Raw genomic sequence first — 16678 nt, 5'->3', positions numbered from 1 at the left:
CGACTCAGCGCCATTCGATGTCCAGTCCCTTGTAGACCGCGGTTCCCTCCAGACCATGGGCACGCACGGGCTTGAGCTTGCTGCTCGCCGCGAGGAACATGGAATCGTGGAAAAGCGGCAGCCATACTGCTGCATTGGAGAGCTTGCCAAGCGCCTGGCCGTACTCGGCGTCCGCCTTCTTCGCATCCAACTCCGCATCGCCGGCAGCCAGCCATTGGTCGGTTTCTGGGTCCTTCCAGTTCATGCGGTTCGGTGTCGGCACGTTGGTGGAAATGAAGTAGAGGGATAGGCCTTCGCCGGTCGAGGCGTAACCGTAGCCCATGCTGAACATGTCGAACTCCTGCGTGGCCAGCTTCCCCCAGGCCACGGTAGAGTCGAACAACTGAACGCGCAGGTCGATGCCGACGCGACGCAGGTCACCCTGCACTGCTTCCAGGATGTCCTTCCAATAGCCCGAGATGCCATAGAGCAGCGGCGACAGACGAACGCCGTTCTTGGTGCGGATTCCATCGGACCCCTTGACCCAGCCGGCCTCGTCCAGCAACTGTTCTGCGCGCTTGGGATCAAAGCGGAACGGCGTCTTGCCCGGTGTGGGTGTGTCCGTGGCGAGCATGCTGGTCGCAGACCTCGCTGAGCGGAAGGTGATGACTTCAGTCAGCGTCTTGCGGTCCACAGCCAGGTTGATGGCTTGGCGCACCTTCTCGTCCGCGACGAGGTCCTTGTCGACTTTGAAGCCGATGAAGAAGGTCCAGTTGTACGCGGAGGCCTTGCTCAGCGAGACACTCTTGCTCTTTTGCAACTCGGAAAGGGCGTAGTACGGCAGATAGCGCGTGAGTTCAGCCTGCCCGGTCTGCAATGCGGTCAGTCGTGTGGTTTCCTCAGGCACGATCTTCCAGACGATGCGATCGACCTTGGGCTTCGGGTCGGCGTAAATTGAAGGGCCCCAGTTGTAGCCCTCGTGACGCGTCAGCACCACTTCGTTTCGCGGCGTCCAGCTTTGGAAGCAGTATGGCCCAGTGCCATCAAAGCCCTTGACGCCGTAGTCGGCGCCCATCGCCGTAGCTTGTTCGGTGTTGATGATGGTGTGCCCGTGCGTTGCCATTTGCCGCAGCAAGTCGCCATAGGGTCGCTTGAGCTTGTAGACCACGGTGAGCGGATCAGGCGCAGTGATGGAGTCCACTTGGCCGGCCCGCCAGCGGTCCAGCGCCTTCGTCTGGGGATCCATCCAGCGCTTGTAGCTGCTAACCACGTCCTGGGCCGTCAGCTTCTTGCCGCTGCAAAACGATACGCCCTCGCGCAGCTTGAAGGTGTAGGTCAGACCGTCCGCGGAAACTGCGTAGCTCTTGGCAAGACTCGGCACCGGTGTCTTGAGGTCGTAGTCCAATGCCATGAGCGTGTCGCCGGCCATGAAGAGGACCTCTGCTGCGCCGCGGGCCGTCGTACGGTGCGGGTCGTAGCGGTCGGTCTCCAGCTCGCGCAGGATAGTCACAGTCTTGGGTTGCTGCGCGTGGACCGACGCCGTGGCGCCGGCGATACCCACCAGCAGGCAAGGAAGCAATGTTCGTAAGCTCAGCATGACGATCCTTCGGGGAAGATAGAGGTGGCAGGGCATCAGCCCTGAATGCGCAGGTCGAATGCGTCGCGGAGGCTGTCACCTAGCAGGTTGACGATGAGCACGACGCCGAAGATGACGAGGGTCGGCACAGTGGATATGTGGGGAAATATCTCCAGATACTTGCGTCCATCGGCCGCCATGCTTCCGAGTTCGGCGAACGGCGGCAGCGGTCCTAGGCCCAGGAAGGAAAGCAAAGCCGCCAGCAAGATGGTGTGGCCCAACTGCAAGGTGGCGTAGATCAGCAGCATTGAGGCGCAGTTAGGAAGTACGTAGCGCGTGATCAGGTAGCGGTCGGAGAACCCGATCGAACGGCCCGCTTCCATGTAGTCCTGTTTGATCACGACCATCGCGGCCGAACGCGCGACGCGGACCATGCCAGGCACGGCGGCCAAGCTCAGCGCGATTAGGAGGCTACCCAGACCCGGCCCCATCAGGGCCGACAGACTTAGCCCGAAAAGGATCGCCGGGAAGGAAAGCAGCACGTCAGCAAGTCGCATGATGAACGACGTCGCACGTGTGTAGTAGGCGGCCAGGATGCCCAGCAACGCCCCTATTCCTGAGCCCACAAAGACGCTGACGAAGCCGATTACCAGCGTGGCGCGCAGCCCGTACAGCACGCGCGACAGGAGGTCGCGCCCCTGCACATCGGTGCCCAGCCAAAAGGTCACCCCATCGGGTGACATCCACCCCGGCGGCTTGCGCGCGTTGATCATTCGTGTGGCGTAAGGATCGTGCGGCGCCAGCCAAGGCGCCAGCGCCGCCGCCAGAAAGATCAGCGTGGCGACCAGGAGCCAGAGCATGAGCAACTTGTCACGGCGCACGCGCGCGAGAAAGCCGTTGTTCGACGGATTGGCAGCCGGTGCCACCACGGGGACCCTGGGGACATCGGAGGGTTGCACTGCGCTGCTCATTTGCCGCCTCGCGGGTCCAGGTAGGCATACAGGGTGTCCACCAGCAGATTGATCACGATGAAGCCCAGCGCGGTCACGAGGATCGCGCCTTGGGCCAGTGGATAGTCGCTTGAGAAGATGGCGCCAACTGCCATGCGACCTAGGCCCGGCCAGGAAAAGATTTGCTCTGTGACGACCGCGCCGCCCAGCAGGTTGCCCACCTGCAGGCCAACTAGAGTGACGATGGGTAGCAGCGCATTACGTAAAGCGTGACGCAGCAGGATGACGGATTCGGGTGCGCCCTTCGCACGCGCAGTGCGCACGTAGTCGGAGCCCAGCGTTTCGATCACGGCCGTGCGCGTGATGCGCGCGACCGGGCCGATCAGCACGGAGCCCAGCGTGATGGCGGGGAGCAAGACGGACAGGAATCCGTCCAGCGTCCACAGCGGCCCCGAGCGTCCGAGATACGGCAGGATACCGGCGCCGCCGATGTACTGGATCAACAGCATGCCGACCCAGAAGACCGGCAGCGATACTCCCATAACCGACAGCACCATCACCAAACGATCGATGAGCTTGCCGCGGCGGTAAGCTGCCACCGTGCCGAGGAAGATCGCCAGCGGAACGGCCCAGATGACACTGGCAATCATGAGTTCGACCGTGGCACCGATCACGCCGACAATTTCGTCCGAGACGAGCTGCCCGGAGATCATCGAGCGGCCCAGATCCAGGTGCAGCAGCCGCCAGACGTACAGGCCAAGCTGGTAAAGCACGGGTTTGTCCAAGCCCATCTGCTCACGGATCGCGGCCAGGTCTTCGGGCGTGGCACTGGCGCCGCCGACCACAGCGGCCGGATCAGCGGGCGCGATCTGGATCAAGATGAAGCCCACGAGCACCACCGCGACCACCACGGGAAACGACGTAAGCAGCCGCAATAGCAGCTGCTTCAACATCCGAACATCCTTGTCAAACTCACCATGTCTTCACCTGCGTTCTTGCTCCGAAGTGGGAGCGTCTTGGGGGGTGAAGCGATTGTTCCGGCGGTGTGACAGCCGGTCCAGTCAGGATGTTTTCGTTGGTCTTGACCCTGTGTTAACAACCCCTCGGACAGGATTCGATTTAGTGCGGGTTAACCCGGGGACGTGCACCAAGTAAATGCACCGTTGGCACAACATGCATTCAATTGTGCGGTGCAGCATCGGATTTACACTGCGGCCAAAGCGTGGCGGTCAGGGAGCGTTTTTGACGGCCAGATTGCGCTGCAACAGCACGCTTCGCAAGCTGCGGATGAAGCCCTCCGCAAGCGGCGTAAGCGGTGTTGTCCGAAGATAGACCAAGTCGGCCACGATTGGCTCGATGTCTCGCACCGGGATACTGACCAGCGCACCCTTCGGTGTGCCCGACAGCGAGAATTCGTCGACAAGCGCCACGCCGTTTCCGGCCAACACGGAGGGACAGGCATTCTGCGGTGAGCCTACCTGCATCAACACGTCAGGCGAGATACCGGCCTTCTCGAACCACTGAGCGATCTTGATGCCGAAGGGCGTGTGCGACGGGTAGTGGATGAGGCGCTGGTCCAGCAGGTCGCGCGGTCCCACCATCGCAAGCTCGGCCAGCGGATGACCAGGCAAGCAGACGCAGACAACTTGGCTGATGGCGACCGGAATCGTACGCAGGTTTGGATGGTCCACCGGCAGGATGGCGATGCCCACATCGACCTGCTTGTGCAACAGGCTGTCTTTCAGGAGTTCATAGCTGAGGCATTCAAATTTGACCCGCACGGTGGGATGATTCACCCGGAAATGGCTGAGCGCCTGAGGCACGATCATCTGCCCGATGCTTGGACTGGCGACGACGCTCAGCAGGCCTCGGCGGCGCTCGGCGATCTCCTGGGTCAGACGTTCAACGCGTTGCACACCTCTGTAGACCAGTTCCACTTCAGCGAACAGCAGACGCGCCTCAGGCGTCGGGTGCAGTCTCCCCTTGATGCGCTCAAAAAGCGGAAAGCCCAACTGGGTTTCCGTATGGGACAACACACGGCTGACCGCCGGCACGGAAACGTGAAGCAGACGCGATGCGTCGCTCACTGAACCCGTGCTCATCACGGCCTTAAAAACTTCAATCTGACGTAGGTTCATTCAATTCGAGATCGTCGGGGCCGGTGGCTTGGCGAAGGCTTACCCGACCGGCTTGGCATCCTAGCCTCCAGCATGGCGCGTGCCCCTGGAGACCAACCCGTATAAGACGCAGTGCGCCCATTTGGTGCCGGTGAGCAGGTTAAGAGCTGCGCACGTTATATCAATCGATTCCTGCCCGAACCTGTTGCACCATCCCGCACCTGCCACAAGCGATTTCGCCGCGGCCGAAGTCAACAGCCACAAGCAAGAGGATCATGCTTCAGACCCGCCCTGCAACCATCCGCCAAATACCCGACACACCGCGGTGTCTGGGCGTTCTGGGCGGCATGGGACCGATGGCAGGCGCGCAGTTCGCGTTGCGCCTCGTTCAGCTCACGCCCGCTGGGTGCGACCAAGAACATATCCCGCTGGCGTTGCGCAACGACCCGCGGATTCCGGACCGCTCGGCAGCGCTGATGGCCGGCGGCGCGGACCCGCTGCCTGCGATGCTGGAAGGAATTGCAGCCTTGCAAGTCGCAGGCGCCGACTGCATCGCGATCCCCTGCAACACTGCACACCTGTGGTTCAAGCAGCTACGTGAAGCTAGCAAGGTCCCACTGTTCCACATCGTCGATGCGGTCGTCCAAGATCTGCAGCGACAGGGCATGCGAGGGCTGTCCGTCGGCGTCCTGGGGACGCCGGCCACGCTTGCGTGCGGCCTGTACCAGAACGCGTTGAAGAAGGCCGGCCATCCCGTACTTGTTCTCGAGGACGACGACTTCCAAGACTGCGTGGACGCCATCGCGCTCGTCAAGGCTAATGAGATGCCTGCCGCATTCACCGCGGTCTCGCGCAGCATCCGCAAACTTCTCGCTGCCGGCGCACGCGCTATCGTCCTGGGCTGCACCGAACTGCCTCTGGCAGTTCCCCACGAGCGCCGCGCCGAGTTCGATGGCGTCGTGCTGACCGACTCCATCGACGCGCTGGCCAAGCAAGTGCTGAGCGTCTTTCGTCCGAGCCTTCGTCTTCTCGACGACGACCGACACGAACGCATCGCCCCATAGCTCCTCGAGCCCGGGTGAGCGATGGCTTGGCGAAGGTCTTTCAACTGATCAACTGCTTGACTCAACCTTGCCGTGGGCAAATCTGGGACGGCGTGGACGGCCTCGCAACGACCGAACGCCCAAGCGGTCGACGCCTGGCTGGACGACGCGCACGTGCGCAAGGTGGCACCCGCCGGCTTCGACGGACTTCGATCAACTGCCTTTCAGCGCCAAGGTCCCTTTCATGATTGCGGAGTGCCCCGGGAACGAACAGAAAAAGACGTAGTCGGTCCCGGCCGCAAGCTTGGCGACGGCAATCTCTACTGTGGTCGTCTCACCGCCGCCGATCAGCTTGGAGTGCGCGATGACGCGGGCATCCTGTGGCTTGACGTAGTCGTTGGTGACCCCGGCAACGATGCCGTCCGTGGCCGTGGCGCCCATGTCAACCGCCTTGGTAATCACCAAGTTGTGCCCCATGGCAGCTTTGGGAAGTTTGCCTACGTGCTTGAGAGTGACCGCGAAGACTTGGCAAGCTTTGGGCACCGCAAGTGCCCTCACGTTGAACTGCATAGCGTCATTGCTTTCGACGACAGCCGTGCAGTCGGCCGCCATCGCGTCCGGTGCAGCGAACAAACCCGCAGCGGTCGCTACCAGGGCGAAAAAGACGCGAGAAGGGGTCTTCATAGAGGGTTCTACTGGGTAACAGACTTCGCGCCGCGCACGGCGATCACCTCGATCTCCACGAGGTAGGCAGGGTTGGCCAGGGCGGCGATCTCAAAGGCGGAGCGCGCCGGCAGGTTGGGCTGGTCGGCCGTCCCAAAGAATCGGGTGTAACCCTTCATGAAGCCTGCGAAATCCATCTTGCCGCCCTTTGCCGGGTCTTTGACCAGGAACACTTGCATCTTGACCACATCGGACATGGCGAGGTTCATGGACTTCAGCTGCACCTCGACGGATTTCAGCACGGCGACAGTCTGACCTTCGGTGTCGCCGCCATAGGCCTCGCGGTCCGTTGCGGGCTTGGTGCTGTCGACGACGGGTGGCACCTTACCGGACAGGTAGATCGTGCTGGCGCCAGGGGGGATCTCCACGGCGTTGGCGATTGGAAAGGTGGAGTTGGGCAGCTTGTAGCGGATCAACGGCCCGCTTGTGGTGCCGGTAGCAGTACAGGCGCCCAGCGCCAGGGCGGCCAGCAGGCCGCAAACTAAAAAGGGGAAACGCTGGAACATGGATGCCTTCGTAAAGTCGGGATCAAAAAGGATGGGGTGGTCAAGCCTTCAGGGCTCAGCGCGGTCCCAAGGGCTGGCCGCGGTACGGTCACTTGCGGAAGATCTGCACGTCTTCCGGCCGGATCTTGTCGGTGAATTGGTTCCCGAAATGCTCGCGCACATAGTTGACAACTTCGGCCACCTGCTCATTGCTCAGCCGGCTTGCGAATCCGGGCATGCCGTGCAGGCCGTTCATAACTACGCCGATTGGATAGGCGCCCGCGGCAAGCTTCGGGTTGCTGGCCAACGCCGGGTAGAAGCCCACGCCCTTGGCGCCATGGGCCTGAGGCATGTGGCAGCCTTGGCACACCGCTTGATAAATGTTCGCACCGTCCCGTTGAGTCAGGATCAGGCGACTGTCGGAGAAGTTGGCCTTGAGCCCCGACACCGTGGCTTCACTCAGAGCCATCACGTCGGCAGCGGTGCCAGTGGCCGGCGGCGCGGCGAGTACAGGCAGACCCGCCATTGCGGCAGCTAGCAGGCCGACGGCCAGCGATCGTTTGATAGTCGTGGAGTACATAAGATGCGGTCTGGGATCGGGATTAGAGGCTCATGGCCTTTGCGCTGAGACGCTGTATTGCGTCGAGCGAGGAGAGCACGGCACCCTCCTGCCAAGCTGGGATATATGAGACGTGCTCGCCCGCCAGCACGATGCGGCCATCGACCTGGGCCAAATTCTTGTAGTGCTGACCGCGCAGCTCGTCTGTCCACTTGCCGTAGCAGCCAAGAATCCACCCCATTCGGTGCCAAGCTACGGAGACGCCATTCAGGAACTCGGCCTTGAATTGGGGATGCAGCTGGCTGCCATACTCGAGCACCAGGCGGATGCGCTCGTTGGGCGTGAGCGACGAGAAGCGGTATGAATTGGTATTCTCGAAGTTGTAGGCGCCAAGAAGCACGGCCGGCCCCTTGCCCATGTAGCCAGTGGACGGGTAGGAAATCTGCTGGATCGGCAAATCGGTGTAGCTGATGCCGCCATAGATGCGCTCGTCCTCTTCCCAGAAACGTCGCTTGAACTCCAGGCCCACCTTCATCGAGCTGCCGTAAGGCAAGCTATCGATGGCAGCGCGCATCGAGTCGCCCACCTGAATGTCGAGTTGGGCGAGGATCGAGGCCGGGATTGTGCACACGCACCAGTCCGCGCTGGCACGGCGGGTGGCGCCAGGCTTCTGAGCATCGTTGTAGTGCACCGTGACCGACCGGTCGCCCTGCTCGATCTTGGTCACCTTGGCGTTGTAGCGGATGGCCTGCCCAAGATCGCGCGCCATGGCCTGCGCCAGCATATCCATGCCGCCTTCAGGCTGGAAGATGGTGCTGTGAAACTCGTAGACGTTTCCGGCGCCGATCTGGCCCCACAGATTCGACTGCAGCAGCTCATGCAGGCCGATGGGCTGCGAGGGCTTGGCCAGCGCCATCAGTCCCCCTGCGGGGTCATTCTCGTATCCGCGGTAGTCGCTGACGGCGGTGCTCGCCACGTAGCGGTAGTCCTTATCCAGCACACCCCACGACTTCAGGCTGGCGAGAAGTTTCTCCTTGTCCTCCTTCGTGACGGCGGTGTCCAGGGCACCCTGATTGGCCGCCTTTGCGAGCAATTCCGCCACATTTCCGCGCACGTCGGCCTGCACATGGCGAAAGCGTTGCGGCTTGCCGCCGAAGGCCTTGCTGTGATGAACGTACGCGTTGTAGTTGACCTGGTTGAACGCTTCCAGCTTGATGCCATAGCGCCGGTAGTAGTCCAGCATCGCATGGTGGTGATAGGGCACGCGCCATGGACCGGGATTGAAGTAGTTGCCTTTGGCGAAGCCGACGGTCTGCGCGGTGCCGTCCAATTCAGTAAACCGGTCGCCGCCGCGCAGCGTCCAGCAGCGGCCTCCAGCGCGGGACTGAAACTCCAGCACCTCGACCTTGTAGCCGGCATTGCGCAGTTCGACGGCGGCCACCATGCCTGCCAAACCCGCGCCCAAGATGATGACTGAGGAACCAGGCTTGGCCTTGGCTAGCTGCACCGGTCCGTGATAGCTGGACTCGGCCGCGTGGCCCAGGGAACTCATGGCTTGGTACATGGCCGCACCGCCGGCTGCTTTGCCAATCATCGTGAGCAAATCGCGCCGCGTTAGTTCATTGGTTTCTATTGGCATAGCTGATTCGAGTTTGAAAAGAGCCGAGGGAATTTGTTGGGATGTCGATTGAGACTGGCCAGAGCGAGCCATACAGAAGGGGCTTGTCAAGACGCACCTGCTGGCGGATGAGTGGCAATCCACCGGGGTGGCGCTGGCGCCTCCGACAACCGTAGGCTGGATCGCCCGACGCGATCTGAATCAGGATGAAGTCCCCTAGCACCAAGCCAACCAGCACAGGCAGCGAAGTCAGCAGCCTGGGAAGCAGCCGCTTCAAAATCCAAATTGCCTCGCCAAATCATGATTGACTTCACCTGCGTCGTGGCTCCGAAACGGAGCGCCGTTGGGGTGAAGGAATTATTCCGACGGTGTGACAGGTGGTCCAGTCAGGATGTTTTCGTTGGTCTTGACCCTGTGTTAACACCCTGGCCGTCGGGGGCCGTTTTGGCGCGGGTTAACCCGCAGAAATGCCACTCGGCAATAGGCCCTCGCCGTCCAATGCAGCCAAACGAGCGGTGCATTGAGTCTGCGCTACGTTCACGAAGCGTGCTTCACGGCGCGCTTTTTTAACAGCCATCTTCGACCTAGGCCGCAACAAGCACGCTTCGGCAATGCGCAAGGACCACAGCCCTTGCGTCTCGCTCAATCCTGCAGGCAGAGGTATTTGAGTTCCAGGTACTCTTCGATGCCGTGGCGTGAGCCCTCGCGCCCCAAACCCGACTGCTTGACGCCACCGAAGGGCGCCACCTCGTTGGAGATCAGTCCAGTGTTGATGCCGACCATACCGGCCTCGAGCTGCTCGCCGACGCGCCACACGCGGCGTCGGTCCTCGGTGAACAGATAGGCGGCGAGGCCGAACTCCGAATCGTTGGCCATAGCGATCGCTTCATCCTCGGTCTCGAATCGAAATAAGGGCGCCAACGGACCGAAGGTCTCCTCGCGCGCGACCCGCATTGAATGGGTGACGCCGGTCAGCACGGTGGGCTCGAAGAAGGTGCCGCCAAGCGCATGCTCCCGGCCGCCGGCACGCACCTGCGCGCCCTGCGAGAGCGCGTCGTCGATGTGCTGGCGCACTTTGGCGACCGCACGCGCGTCGATCAGCGGCCCCTGCGCGACGCCGGTCTCCAGGCCATTTCCCACGCGCATCGCGGACACCGCCTCCGTCAGCCGCGCCGCAATCGTGTCGTAGATGCCGGCCTGCACGTAGATGCGGTTGGCGCATACGCAGGTCTGTCCGGAGTTGCGGAACTTGGAGGCGATGATGCCCTCGACCGCGCGCGCCGGGTCGGCATCGTCGAACACGATCAGCGGCGCATTGCCGCCGAGCTCGAGCGACAGCTTCTTGATGGTCGGCGCGCATTGCTGCGCCAGCAGCCGACCGACGCCAGTGGAGCCGGTGAAGCTGAGCTTCCGCACCACTGGGCTCTCGCACAGCGTGGAGCCGATCGCCGGTGCGTCGCCGGTCAGGATCTGCAGCACGCCGGATGGAACACCTGCCTCGAGAGCCAGCACGCCCAGCGCGAAGGCGCTCAGCGGGGTCAGCTCAGCCGGCTTGACCACGATGGTGCAACCAGCGGCCAAGGCCGGCCCCACCTTGCGCGTGATCATCGCCGCCGGGAAGTTCCAGGGCGTGATTGCGGCGCACACACCGATGGCCTGCTTGATCACCAGGATGCGCTGGCCAGCGCGTTGCGGCTGAAGCACCTCGCCGTCGATGCGCTTGGCCTCCTCCGCAAACCATTCCAGGAACGAGGCCGCGTAGGCGATCTCACCGCGCGCCTCGGCCAGCGGCTTGCCCTGCTCCAGCGTCATCAGACGGGCAAGGTCCTCCTGGTGGGCCAGCATCAACTCGGCCCAGCGTCGCAGGATCCTGGCGCGCTCGGGTGCGCTCCGCGCACGCCAAGCTGGCAGCGCAGCCGCGGCACCAGTTATCGCGCGCTCGGTCTCGGCGCGGCCCACACGCGGCACCATGGCCAGGCAGCGGCCGCTGGCCGGGTCGTCGACGGCGAAGGTGGCGCCATCGTCGGCTGCCACCCAGGCACCGTCGATCAGGCAGGCAGACTGCAGGAGGTCGGGGCGCCGCAGGCCCAGGGCGCTGTCGTTCTTCGAAATATCTTTGCCTTCAGACGCTGTGCGAGCACCTTCGGACGGCCGTGCGGGGCTCATGCTGCCAGCACCTCGTCAAGGATGCCCAGCGCGCGGTCGAACAGCGCGTCGGGGATGGTCAGCGGATACAGGAAACGGATCACGTTGCCGTACAACCCGCAGCTCAACAGCAGCAGACCTTGCTCCAGCGCCTTGGCCTGAATGCGCTGAACCGCCTGCGCGTCGGGCGCGCCGGTGGCCGGGTCGCGCAGTTCGACCGCGACCATTGAGCCAAGTCCCCGCACATCGGCTAGCGCCTTGTTCGTCACCTGTGCCTTGCGCAGGCGCTGCACCAGCCTCTCACCAAGTGCGGCGGCACGCTGACACAGCTGCTCGTCGGCGATCGCGTCCAGCACCGCATGCGAAGCGGCTACGGCCAGCGGGTTGGCAGCATAGGTGCCGCCCAGGCCGCCCGGCGCCGGCGCATCCATGATGGCGGCCCGGCCGGATACGGCCGATAGCGGCATGCCGCCGGCCAGGCTCTTGGCCATGGTGATCAGGTCCGGCTCGACGTCGTGGTGCTCCATCGCAAACATCCGGCCGGTGCGCGCGAAGCCGGTCTGCACTTCATCTGCTATGAGCACGATGGCATGCTCGTCGCAGATGCGGCGCAGGCCGCGCAACAGCTCGGTCGGCGTCGCGTTGAAGCCGCCTTCTCCCTGCACCGGCTCAATCACGATCGCGGCCACGCGCTTCGGATCGATGTCGGTCTTGAACAACTTCTCGATTCCGGCCAGCGAATCGGCGACGCTCACGCCCTGCGTCTCGCTAGGGAATGGGGCATGGAACACATCGGCCGGGAACGGGCCGAAGCCGCTCTTGTAGGGCGCGACCTTGCCGGTCATCGCCAGCGCCAACAGTGTGCGGCCGTGGAAGGCGCCGCCGAAGGCGATCACGCCCGCGCGGCCGGTGTGGACGCGCGCGATCTTCACCGCGTTCTCCAGCGCCTCGGCACCGGTGGTGAAGAAGGCCGTCTTGACCGGGCCCGAGATCGGCACCAGCGCATTGAGGCGCTCGGCCAGCGTCACCGCGCTTTCGTATGGAATGATCTGGTACGCGGTGTGCGTGAACAGCTTGGCCTGCGCCTCGATTGCCGCCATCACCTTCGGGTGCCGATGGCCGGTGTTGAGCACGGCGATGCCGGCGGCAAAGTCGATGTACTCGCGCCTCTCAACGTCCCAGAGGCTCGCGTTCTCGGCTCGCTGGGCATAGAAGCTACACATCACGCTCACGCCGCGCGGAGTGGCCGCAACGCGGCGGATCTGGAGTTCGGAATTGGTAGTCATAGCACGAAGAAGGGCGCGGGCTGCGCACTGGAAGTGGATCGGAAGTTCTGATTCAATGCGGCATTGGCTCCATTCACAAGATCCAGTTCCTTCAATTTCGATGGAGCCATTCAAAGATTTACTATGAAATCCATCTGTGCCGACTTGGTTCTGCAGCGGCTCGCGCCCGACGCCGGCGCAGCGCTGAACCGCCAGCTCTACGAATGCCTGCGCAACGCCATCCTCGACGGCAGCCTGACGCCCTCGAGCGCGCTGCCATCGTCGCGCGACTTGGCGCGCGAGATCTCACTGTCGCGCAACACCGTGCTGCATGCTTACGAGCAGTTGCGTGCCGAGGGTTATGTGCACTCGCAAGTGGGCAGCGGCACTTTCGTCGCCGAAACCGCGCCTGAAGCCCACTTGGCCGTGGGCCAGGCCCGCAACACCAGTGCGCCTCCAAAGCCGCACGAGGCAGTCCACCTGGCCCGGCGCGCGAGGGCGCTGGTTGACGACGCATCGGCCGCGCCACGCCAGTGGGGCGCGTTCATGCCGGGGGTGCCGGACGTGACCCAGTTCCCGCACCGGCTGTTCGGCCGAATCCTCGGGCGTCTGTGGCGCGAACCAACGCCCGAATTGCTGACCTATTCGCACGGTGGTGGCCATGCTGACCTGCGCACGGCGATCGCGGACCACCTGCGCGTGGCACGCGCGGTGCGCTGCGATGCCGACCAAGTGCTGATCACCGAGGGCGTGCACCAGGCCATCGACCTCACGCTACGCATGCTGGCCGATCCGCGTGACACGGTTTGGGTGGAGGAGCCGGGCTACTGGGGTTTCCACAAGGTGCTGAACATGGGCGCCTGGCGCGTCCGGCCTCTGCGCGTAGACGTCGACAGTGACGGCCCGCGGGCGGGCTGGCCGCGCGGCAGCGCCGCCCCACGGTTAATCTTCGTTACGCCCTCGCACCAATACCCGCTGGGCTCGGTGATGAGCCTGGCGCGCAGGCGCGAGCTGATAGGACTGGCGCGCGAAAGCGGGTGCTGGATCGTCGAGGACGACTACGATAGCGAATTCCGTTTCGCCGGCCGCCCCATTCCATCGATGCAAGGGTTGGAAGACGACAGCCCGGTGATCTACATCGGTACCTTCAGCAAGACCCTGTTCCCGGGCTTGCGTGTGGGCTACATGGTCCTGCCGCGCTCGCTGGCCAAGCACTTCCGGACCGCGCATGCAGACCTGTACCGCGAAGGCCACGCGATTACGCAGGTGGCACTGGCAGAGCTGATCGCGCAAGGCCACTATGCCGCGCACATCCGTCGTATGCGGATGCTGTATGGGCGCCGGCGCGCGGCTCTGGCCGGACTCATCCAAGAACATCTCGGCCCTGACTACCTGCATTCATCAGCTAGCAACGCCGGTCTGCATCTGGTCATGCGGTTACCCGAAGGCAGCAACGATGTTGCGATCGCGCGCGCCGCCGAGGCGCGAGGCGTTCTCTCGAGGCCGCTGTCGCGCTATTACCGCTTCGGCGACAGTCGACCGGGCCTACTCCTCGGATACGCCTGCGTGGAAGAGACACGAATCGAGAGTGCGTTTCACGCCTTGTTAGGTTCCAAAACCTCCGCGACCGAGTAGTTGACCGCGCTCCATTCGACTCGGTCCAAAATGCCATCACGCCGTACGAGAACCTCGCCCTCGATCAGGGAGCCAGCTGGGCATAGGTAGCCCCGGGTGTGCAATTGTCGGGGGTCCGACTCATCTTTTCAGGATCCCTTCAGCAGCAGCTCACGCAACTGGTCAGCTGCAGGATTCGCCGTCTCGCTCCGCCATGCCAAGTGCAACTCCGCGAAGGGTGCCGTGTCTGGCGGTAGCTCACGAAAGCGAATCTTCGCAAAGCGCATCCGCTGCGCAGAGTGGGGAACCAGCGCAATGCCAAGGCCCGCGTCGACAAGCGACAGCATCGAGTGGGTATGGCCGATGGAGTGAACGAAGTCGGGCTGAACCGAATTGCCTCGCAGCCAACCGGTCAGCACCTGGTACATGTATTGACCGTCGGCGGGCGAATACATGATGGTCGCCTGTCCGTTGAGATCCTTCACGCTGAACTTCCGCGCCCTTGCAAGGGGATGTGCCTGTGGCACTGCCAGCACGAATGGCTCGCGAAGAACACAAGCGACTTGTAGGTCCGGTCGGTGGTACAGCGGGCGGACGATTCCAAGATCGAGCCGCCCCGCGCTCAGGGCTTCCAACTGATCGAAGGTCTGCATCTCCATCACCGAAAGATCGACCCCGGGCAAGGCCCGTCCGGCGGCACCGACCAGGCGCGGCAGCAGGCTGTAGCTGGCAGCGGGAATGAACCCCGCGCGCACCTGACCGACCGTTCCTTCGACCGTTCGGCGCGCGGACAGGGTGGCCGATTGCACTCGTCGAAGGATGTCCTGCGCTTCCTTGAAGAACGTCTTTCCCGCAGGCGTCAGGCGTACATGTCGGCGATTGCGGTCGAGAAGCGAAACACCGATCTCGTGCTCCAACAGCTGGATCTGGCGGGTGAGCGGAGGCTGAGTCATGTGAAGCGAGGCCGCCGCGCGCGCGAAGTGAAGCTCCGAAGCCACCGCTACGAAGCATCGGAGTTGAGAGATCTGGAGCATGGGATTTGATCTAACAAGTATTGAATTACTGGATACCTAAGATGGATTGGACTTGAATCAGAGGGCTTCGTACAGTCCGTTCCATCGAGCCGGGCTCCAGTCCGGCCGCCACGTTGACAGGACCCCACCATGAGCCATCAAAGCAGCAGCCCTGCGCCCCTCATCTTCTTGCACCCGGATGACAGCGTCGCCATTGCACGCGTGGCGCTCCCGGAAGGCGCGGCGGTGGTGGCAGGCGTCACCACGCGGCAGCCGATCGCCGCCGGGCACAAGGTCGCCACACGTGATCACGCCCTGGGCGCCGAAGTGCGGCGCTACGGCCAGATCATCGGTTTCTCCTCCAGGGCCATCGTCGCTGGCGAGCACGTGCACGAGCACAACATCACCGTGGGCGACTTCGCGAAGGACTACGCCTTCAGCGAGGAGACGGTGATCACGAAGTACGTGGATCAGCCGGCAACCTTCATGGGCATCCGCCGAGCCGACAGAGGGGTGGGCACTCGAAACTTCATCGGGATCCTGACCACTGTCAACTGCAGCGCACACGTTGCGAATCTCGTCGCACGAGCCTTCGAGCGCAACCCGCTGACCGACCATGACCCGCTCGCCGAATACCCCAATGTCGATGGCGTCCTGGCATTTGACTCACAAGACGGGTTGCGGCATGAGTTCCGGAGAGCCGCTGACGATCTTGCGCCGCACGCTGGAGGGCTACGCCCGCCACCCCAATTTTTCGAAGGTGTTCGTTATCGGCCTGGGCTGCGAGGTGAATCAGGTTGACGGCTTCTTGAACACCGCAGGCCTCTCCGGTCGCGTGCAAGGCTTCACGATCCAGCAGCTCGGCGGCAGCCACAAGGCTGCGCAGCGGCTGCTCGAGGAAGTGAAGGCGGCGCTTTCAGAGGCCAATGGCGTGCAGCGTGAGCCGATGCCAGCTTCTGAGCTCAAGGTCGCGCTGATCTGCGGAGGGTCGGACGGGTACTCGGGCATTTCAGCCAACCCCGCCCTTGGCGCCGCCAGCGACCTGATCGTGCAGAACGGCGGCACGATCGTGCTCTCCGAGACGCCCGAAACCTATGGTGCGGAGCACTTGCTGACACGTCGCGCAGAACGGCGAGACATCGGCGAGAAGCTTGTCCAACGCATGCAGTGGTGGGATGCGTACGCGAAGCGCGAGAACGTCTCACTCAATGCCAATCCTTCGCCCGGGAACAAGGCGGGAGGCCTGACCACCATCCTGGAAAAGTCCTTGGGCGCCATGGCAAAGGCGGGCAACACCAATCTGCGCCAGGTGGTGGAGTACGCGGAGCCTGTCACCGAAAAAGGCTTCGTCTTCATGGATGCGCCGGGCTACGACCCGGTCCAAGTCACAGGGCAGATCGCTGGCGGCTGCAACCTCGTCGCTTTCACGACGGGCCGTGGCAGCGTCTTCGGTTCCAAGCCTGTCCCGTCCATCAAGCTGGCCACCAACACTGCCATGTTCGAACGGATGGCGGACGACATGGACTGTCGGGGGCCGGGGGGGGTTGTTGCGGGCGAAGAGAGACAACCCCCCCCCACCCCCGGGGCCCCC

General features: G+C 63.2%; 15 protein-coding genes. 4 read left to right on the top strand and 11 right to left on the bottom strand.

Annotated elements, in window-relative coordinates; genetic code table 11:
• Window positions 1-4 precede the first annotated feature (4 nt).
• The 4 genes from QTI68_RS33905 to QTI68_RS33890 form a co-directional block, all read right to left on the bottom strand.
• On the bottom strand, window positions 5-1576 hold the full coding sequence (locus tag QTI68_RS33905; protein ID WP_286528208.1) for an ABC transporter substrate-binding protein: 1572 nt from the start codon (window positions 1574-1576) through the stop codon (window positions 5-7).
• 35 nt (window positions 1577-1611) lie between these two features.
• Window positions 1612-2526, bottom strand: coding sequence for an ABC transporter permease (locus QTI68_RS33900; protein ID WP_286528206.1), 915 nt, complete (start codon window positions 2524-2526; stop codon window positions 1612-1614).
• Window positions 2523-3458, bottom strand: coding sequence for an ABC transporter permease (locus QTI68_RS33895; RefSeq protein ID WP_286528205.1), 936 nt, complete (start codon window positions 3456-3458; stop codon window positions 2523-2525). Before QTI68_RS33895 ends, QTI68_RS33900 begins: the two co-directional genes overlap by 4 nt.
• 276 nt (window positions 3459-3734) lie before the next feature.
• Window positions 3735-4643, bottom strand: a complete 909-nt coding sequence (locus tag QTI68_RS33890; RefSeq protein WP_286528203.1) for a LysR family transcriptional regulator — start codon at window positions 4641-4643, stop codon at window positions 3735-3737.
• A gap of 254 nt (window positions 4644-4897) precedes the next feature.
• On the opposite strand from QTI68_RS33890, the gene cuyB reads away from it, so the two are divergent.
• Entirely contained in the window at window positions 4898-5686 is a 789-nt protein-coding gene (gene cuyB / locus QTI68_RS33885) for a cysteate racemase (RefSeq protein WP_286528201.1), read from the top strand.
• Between the two features lie 192 nt (window positions 5687-5878).
• On the opposite strand, the gene azu is transcribed toward cuyB, so the two are convergent.
• From azu to gabT, 6 genes are all read right to left on the bottom strand, one after another.
• A complete protein-coding gene (gene azu / locus QTI68_RS33880) occupies window positions 5879-6349 on the bottom strand; it encodes an azurin (RefSeq protein ID WP_286528199.1) in 471 nt (156 codons plus the stop codon).
• Between the two features lie 8 nt (window positions 6350-6357).
• On the bottom strand, window positions 6358-6894 hold the full coding sequence (locus QTI68_RS33875) for a RidA family protein (protein WP_286528197.1): 537 nt from the start codon (window positions 6892-6894) through the stop codon (window positions 6358-6360).
• A gap of 88 nt (window positions 6895-6982) precedes the next feature.
• Entirely contained in the window at window positions 6983-7453 is a 471-nt protein-coding gene (locus tag QTI68_RS33870; RefSeq protein ID WP_286528195.1) for a c-type cytochrome, read from the bottom strand.
• Between the two features lie 22 nt (window positions 7454-7475).
• Window positions 7476-9071 (bottom strand): flavin monoamine oxidase family protein, encoded by a 1596-nt coding sequence (locus tag QTI68_RS33865; RefSeq protein WP_286528193.1) that lies wholly within the window; start codon window positions 9069-9071, stop codon window positions 7476-7478.
• A gap of 621 nt (window positions 9072-9692) precedes the next feature.
• Window positions 9693-11216: an NAD-dependent succinate-semialdehyde dehydrogenase gene (locus tag QTI68_RS33860; protein ID WP_286528192.1), complete on the bottom strand. Its 1524-nt coding sequence runs from the start codon at window positions 11214-11216 to the stop codon at window positions 9693-9695.
• On the bottom strand, window positions 11213-12481 hold the full coding sequence (gene gabT / locus QTI68_RS33855) for a 4-aminobutyrate--2-oxoglutarate transaminase (protein ID WP_286528190.1): 1269 nt from the start codon (window positions 12479-12481) through the stop codon (window positions 11213-11215). Before gabT ends, QTI68_RS33860 begins: the two co-directional genes overlap by 4 nt.
• A 123-nt stretch (window positions 12482-12604) precedes the next feature.
• Here gabT and pdxR point away from each other — a divergent pair, with 123 nt between their 5' ends.
• Window positions 12605-14095, top strand: a complete 1491-nt coding sequence (pdxR, locus tag QTI68_RS33850) for a MocR-like pyridoxine biosynthesis transcription factor PdxR (RefSeq protein ID WP_286528188.1) — start codon at window positions 12605-12607, stop codon at window positions 14093-14095.
• Window positions 14096-14223: 128 nt separating this feature from the next.
• On the opposite strand, the gene QTI68_RS33845 is transcribed toward pdxR, so the two are convergent.
• On the bottom strand, window positions 14224-15108 hold the full coding sequence (locus tag QTI68_RS33845; RefSeq protein ID WP_286528186.1) for a LysR family transcriptional regulator: 885 nt from the start codon (window positions 15106-15108) through the stop codon (window positions 14224-14226).
• 129 nt (window positions 15109-15237) lie between these two features.
• Between QTI68_RS33845 and QTI68_RS33840 the strand changes: the two genes are divergently transcribed.
• Window positions 15238-15888, top strand: a complete 651-nt coding sequence (locus QTI68_RS33840; protein ID WP_286528184.1) for a UxaA family hydrolase — start codon at window positions 15238-15240, stop codon at window positions 15886-15888.
• The coding region (locus QTI68_RS33835) for a UxaA family hydrolase (RefSeq protein ID WP_286528182.1) at window positions 15800-16678 on the top strand (879 nt) is incomplete at its 3' end. The genes QTI68_RS33840 and QTI68_RS33835, both read left to right, overlap by 89 nt.

The sequence above is a fragment of the Variovorax sp. J31P207 genome, from assembly GCF_030316965.1.
Lineage (GTDB): Bacteria > Pseudomonadota > Gammaproteobacteria > Burkholderiales > Burkholderiaceae_C > Variovorax > Variovorax ginsengisoli_B.
The sequence above is the reverse complement of the archived record's forward strand: the minus strand, read 5'-3'. Positions and strand labels throughout refer to the sequence as shown.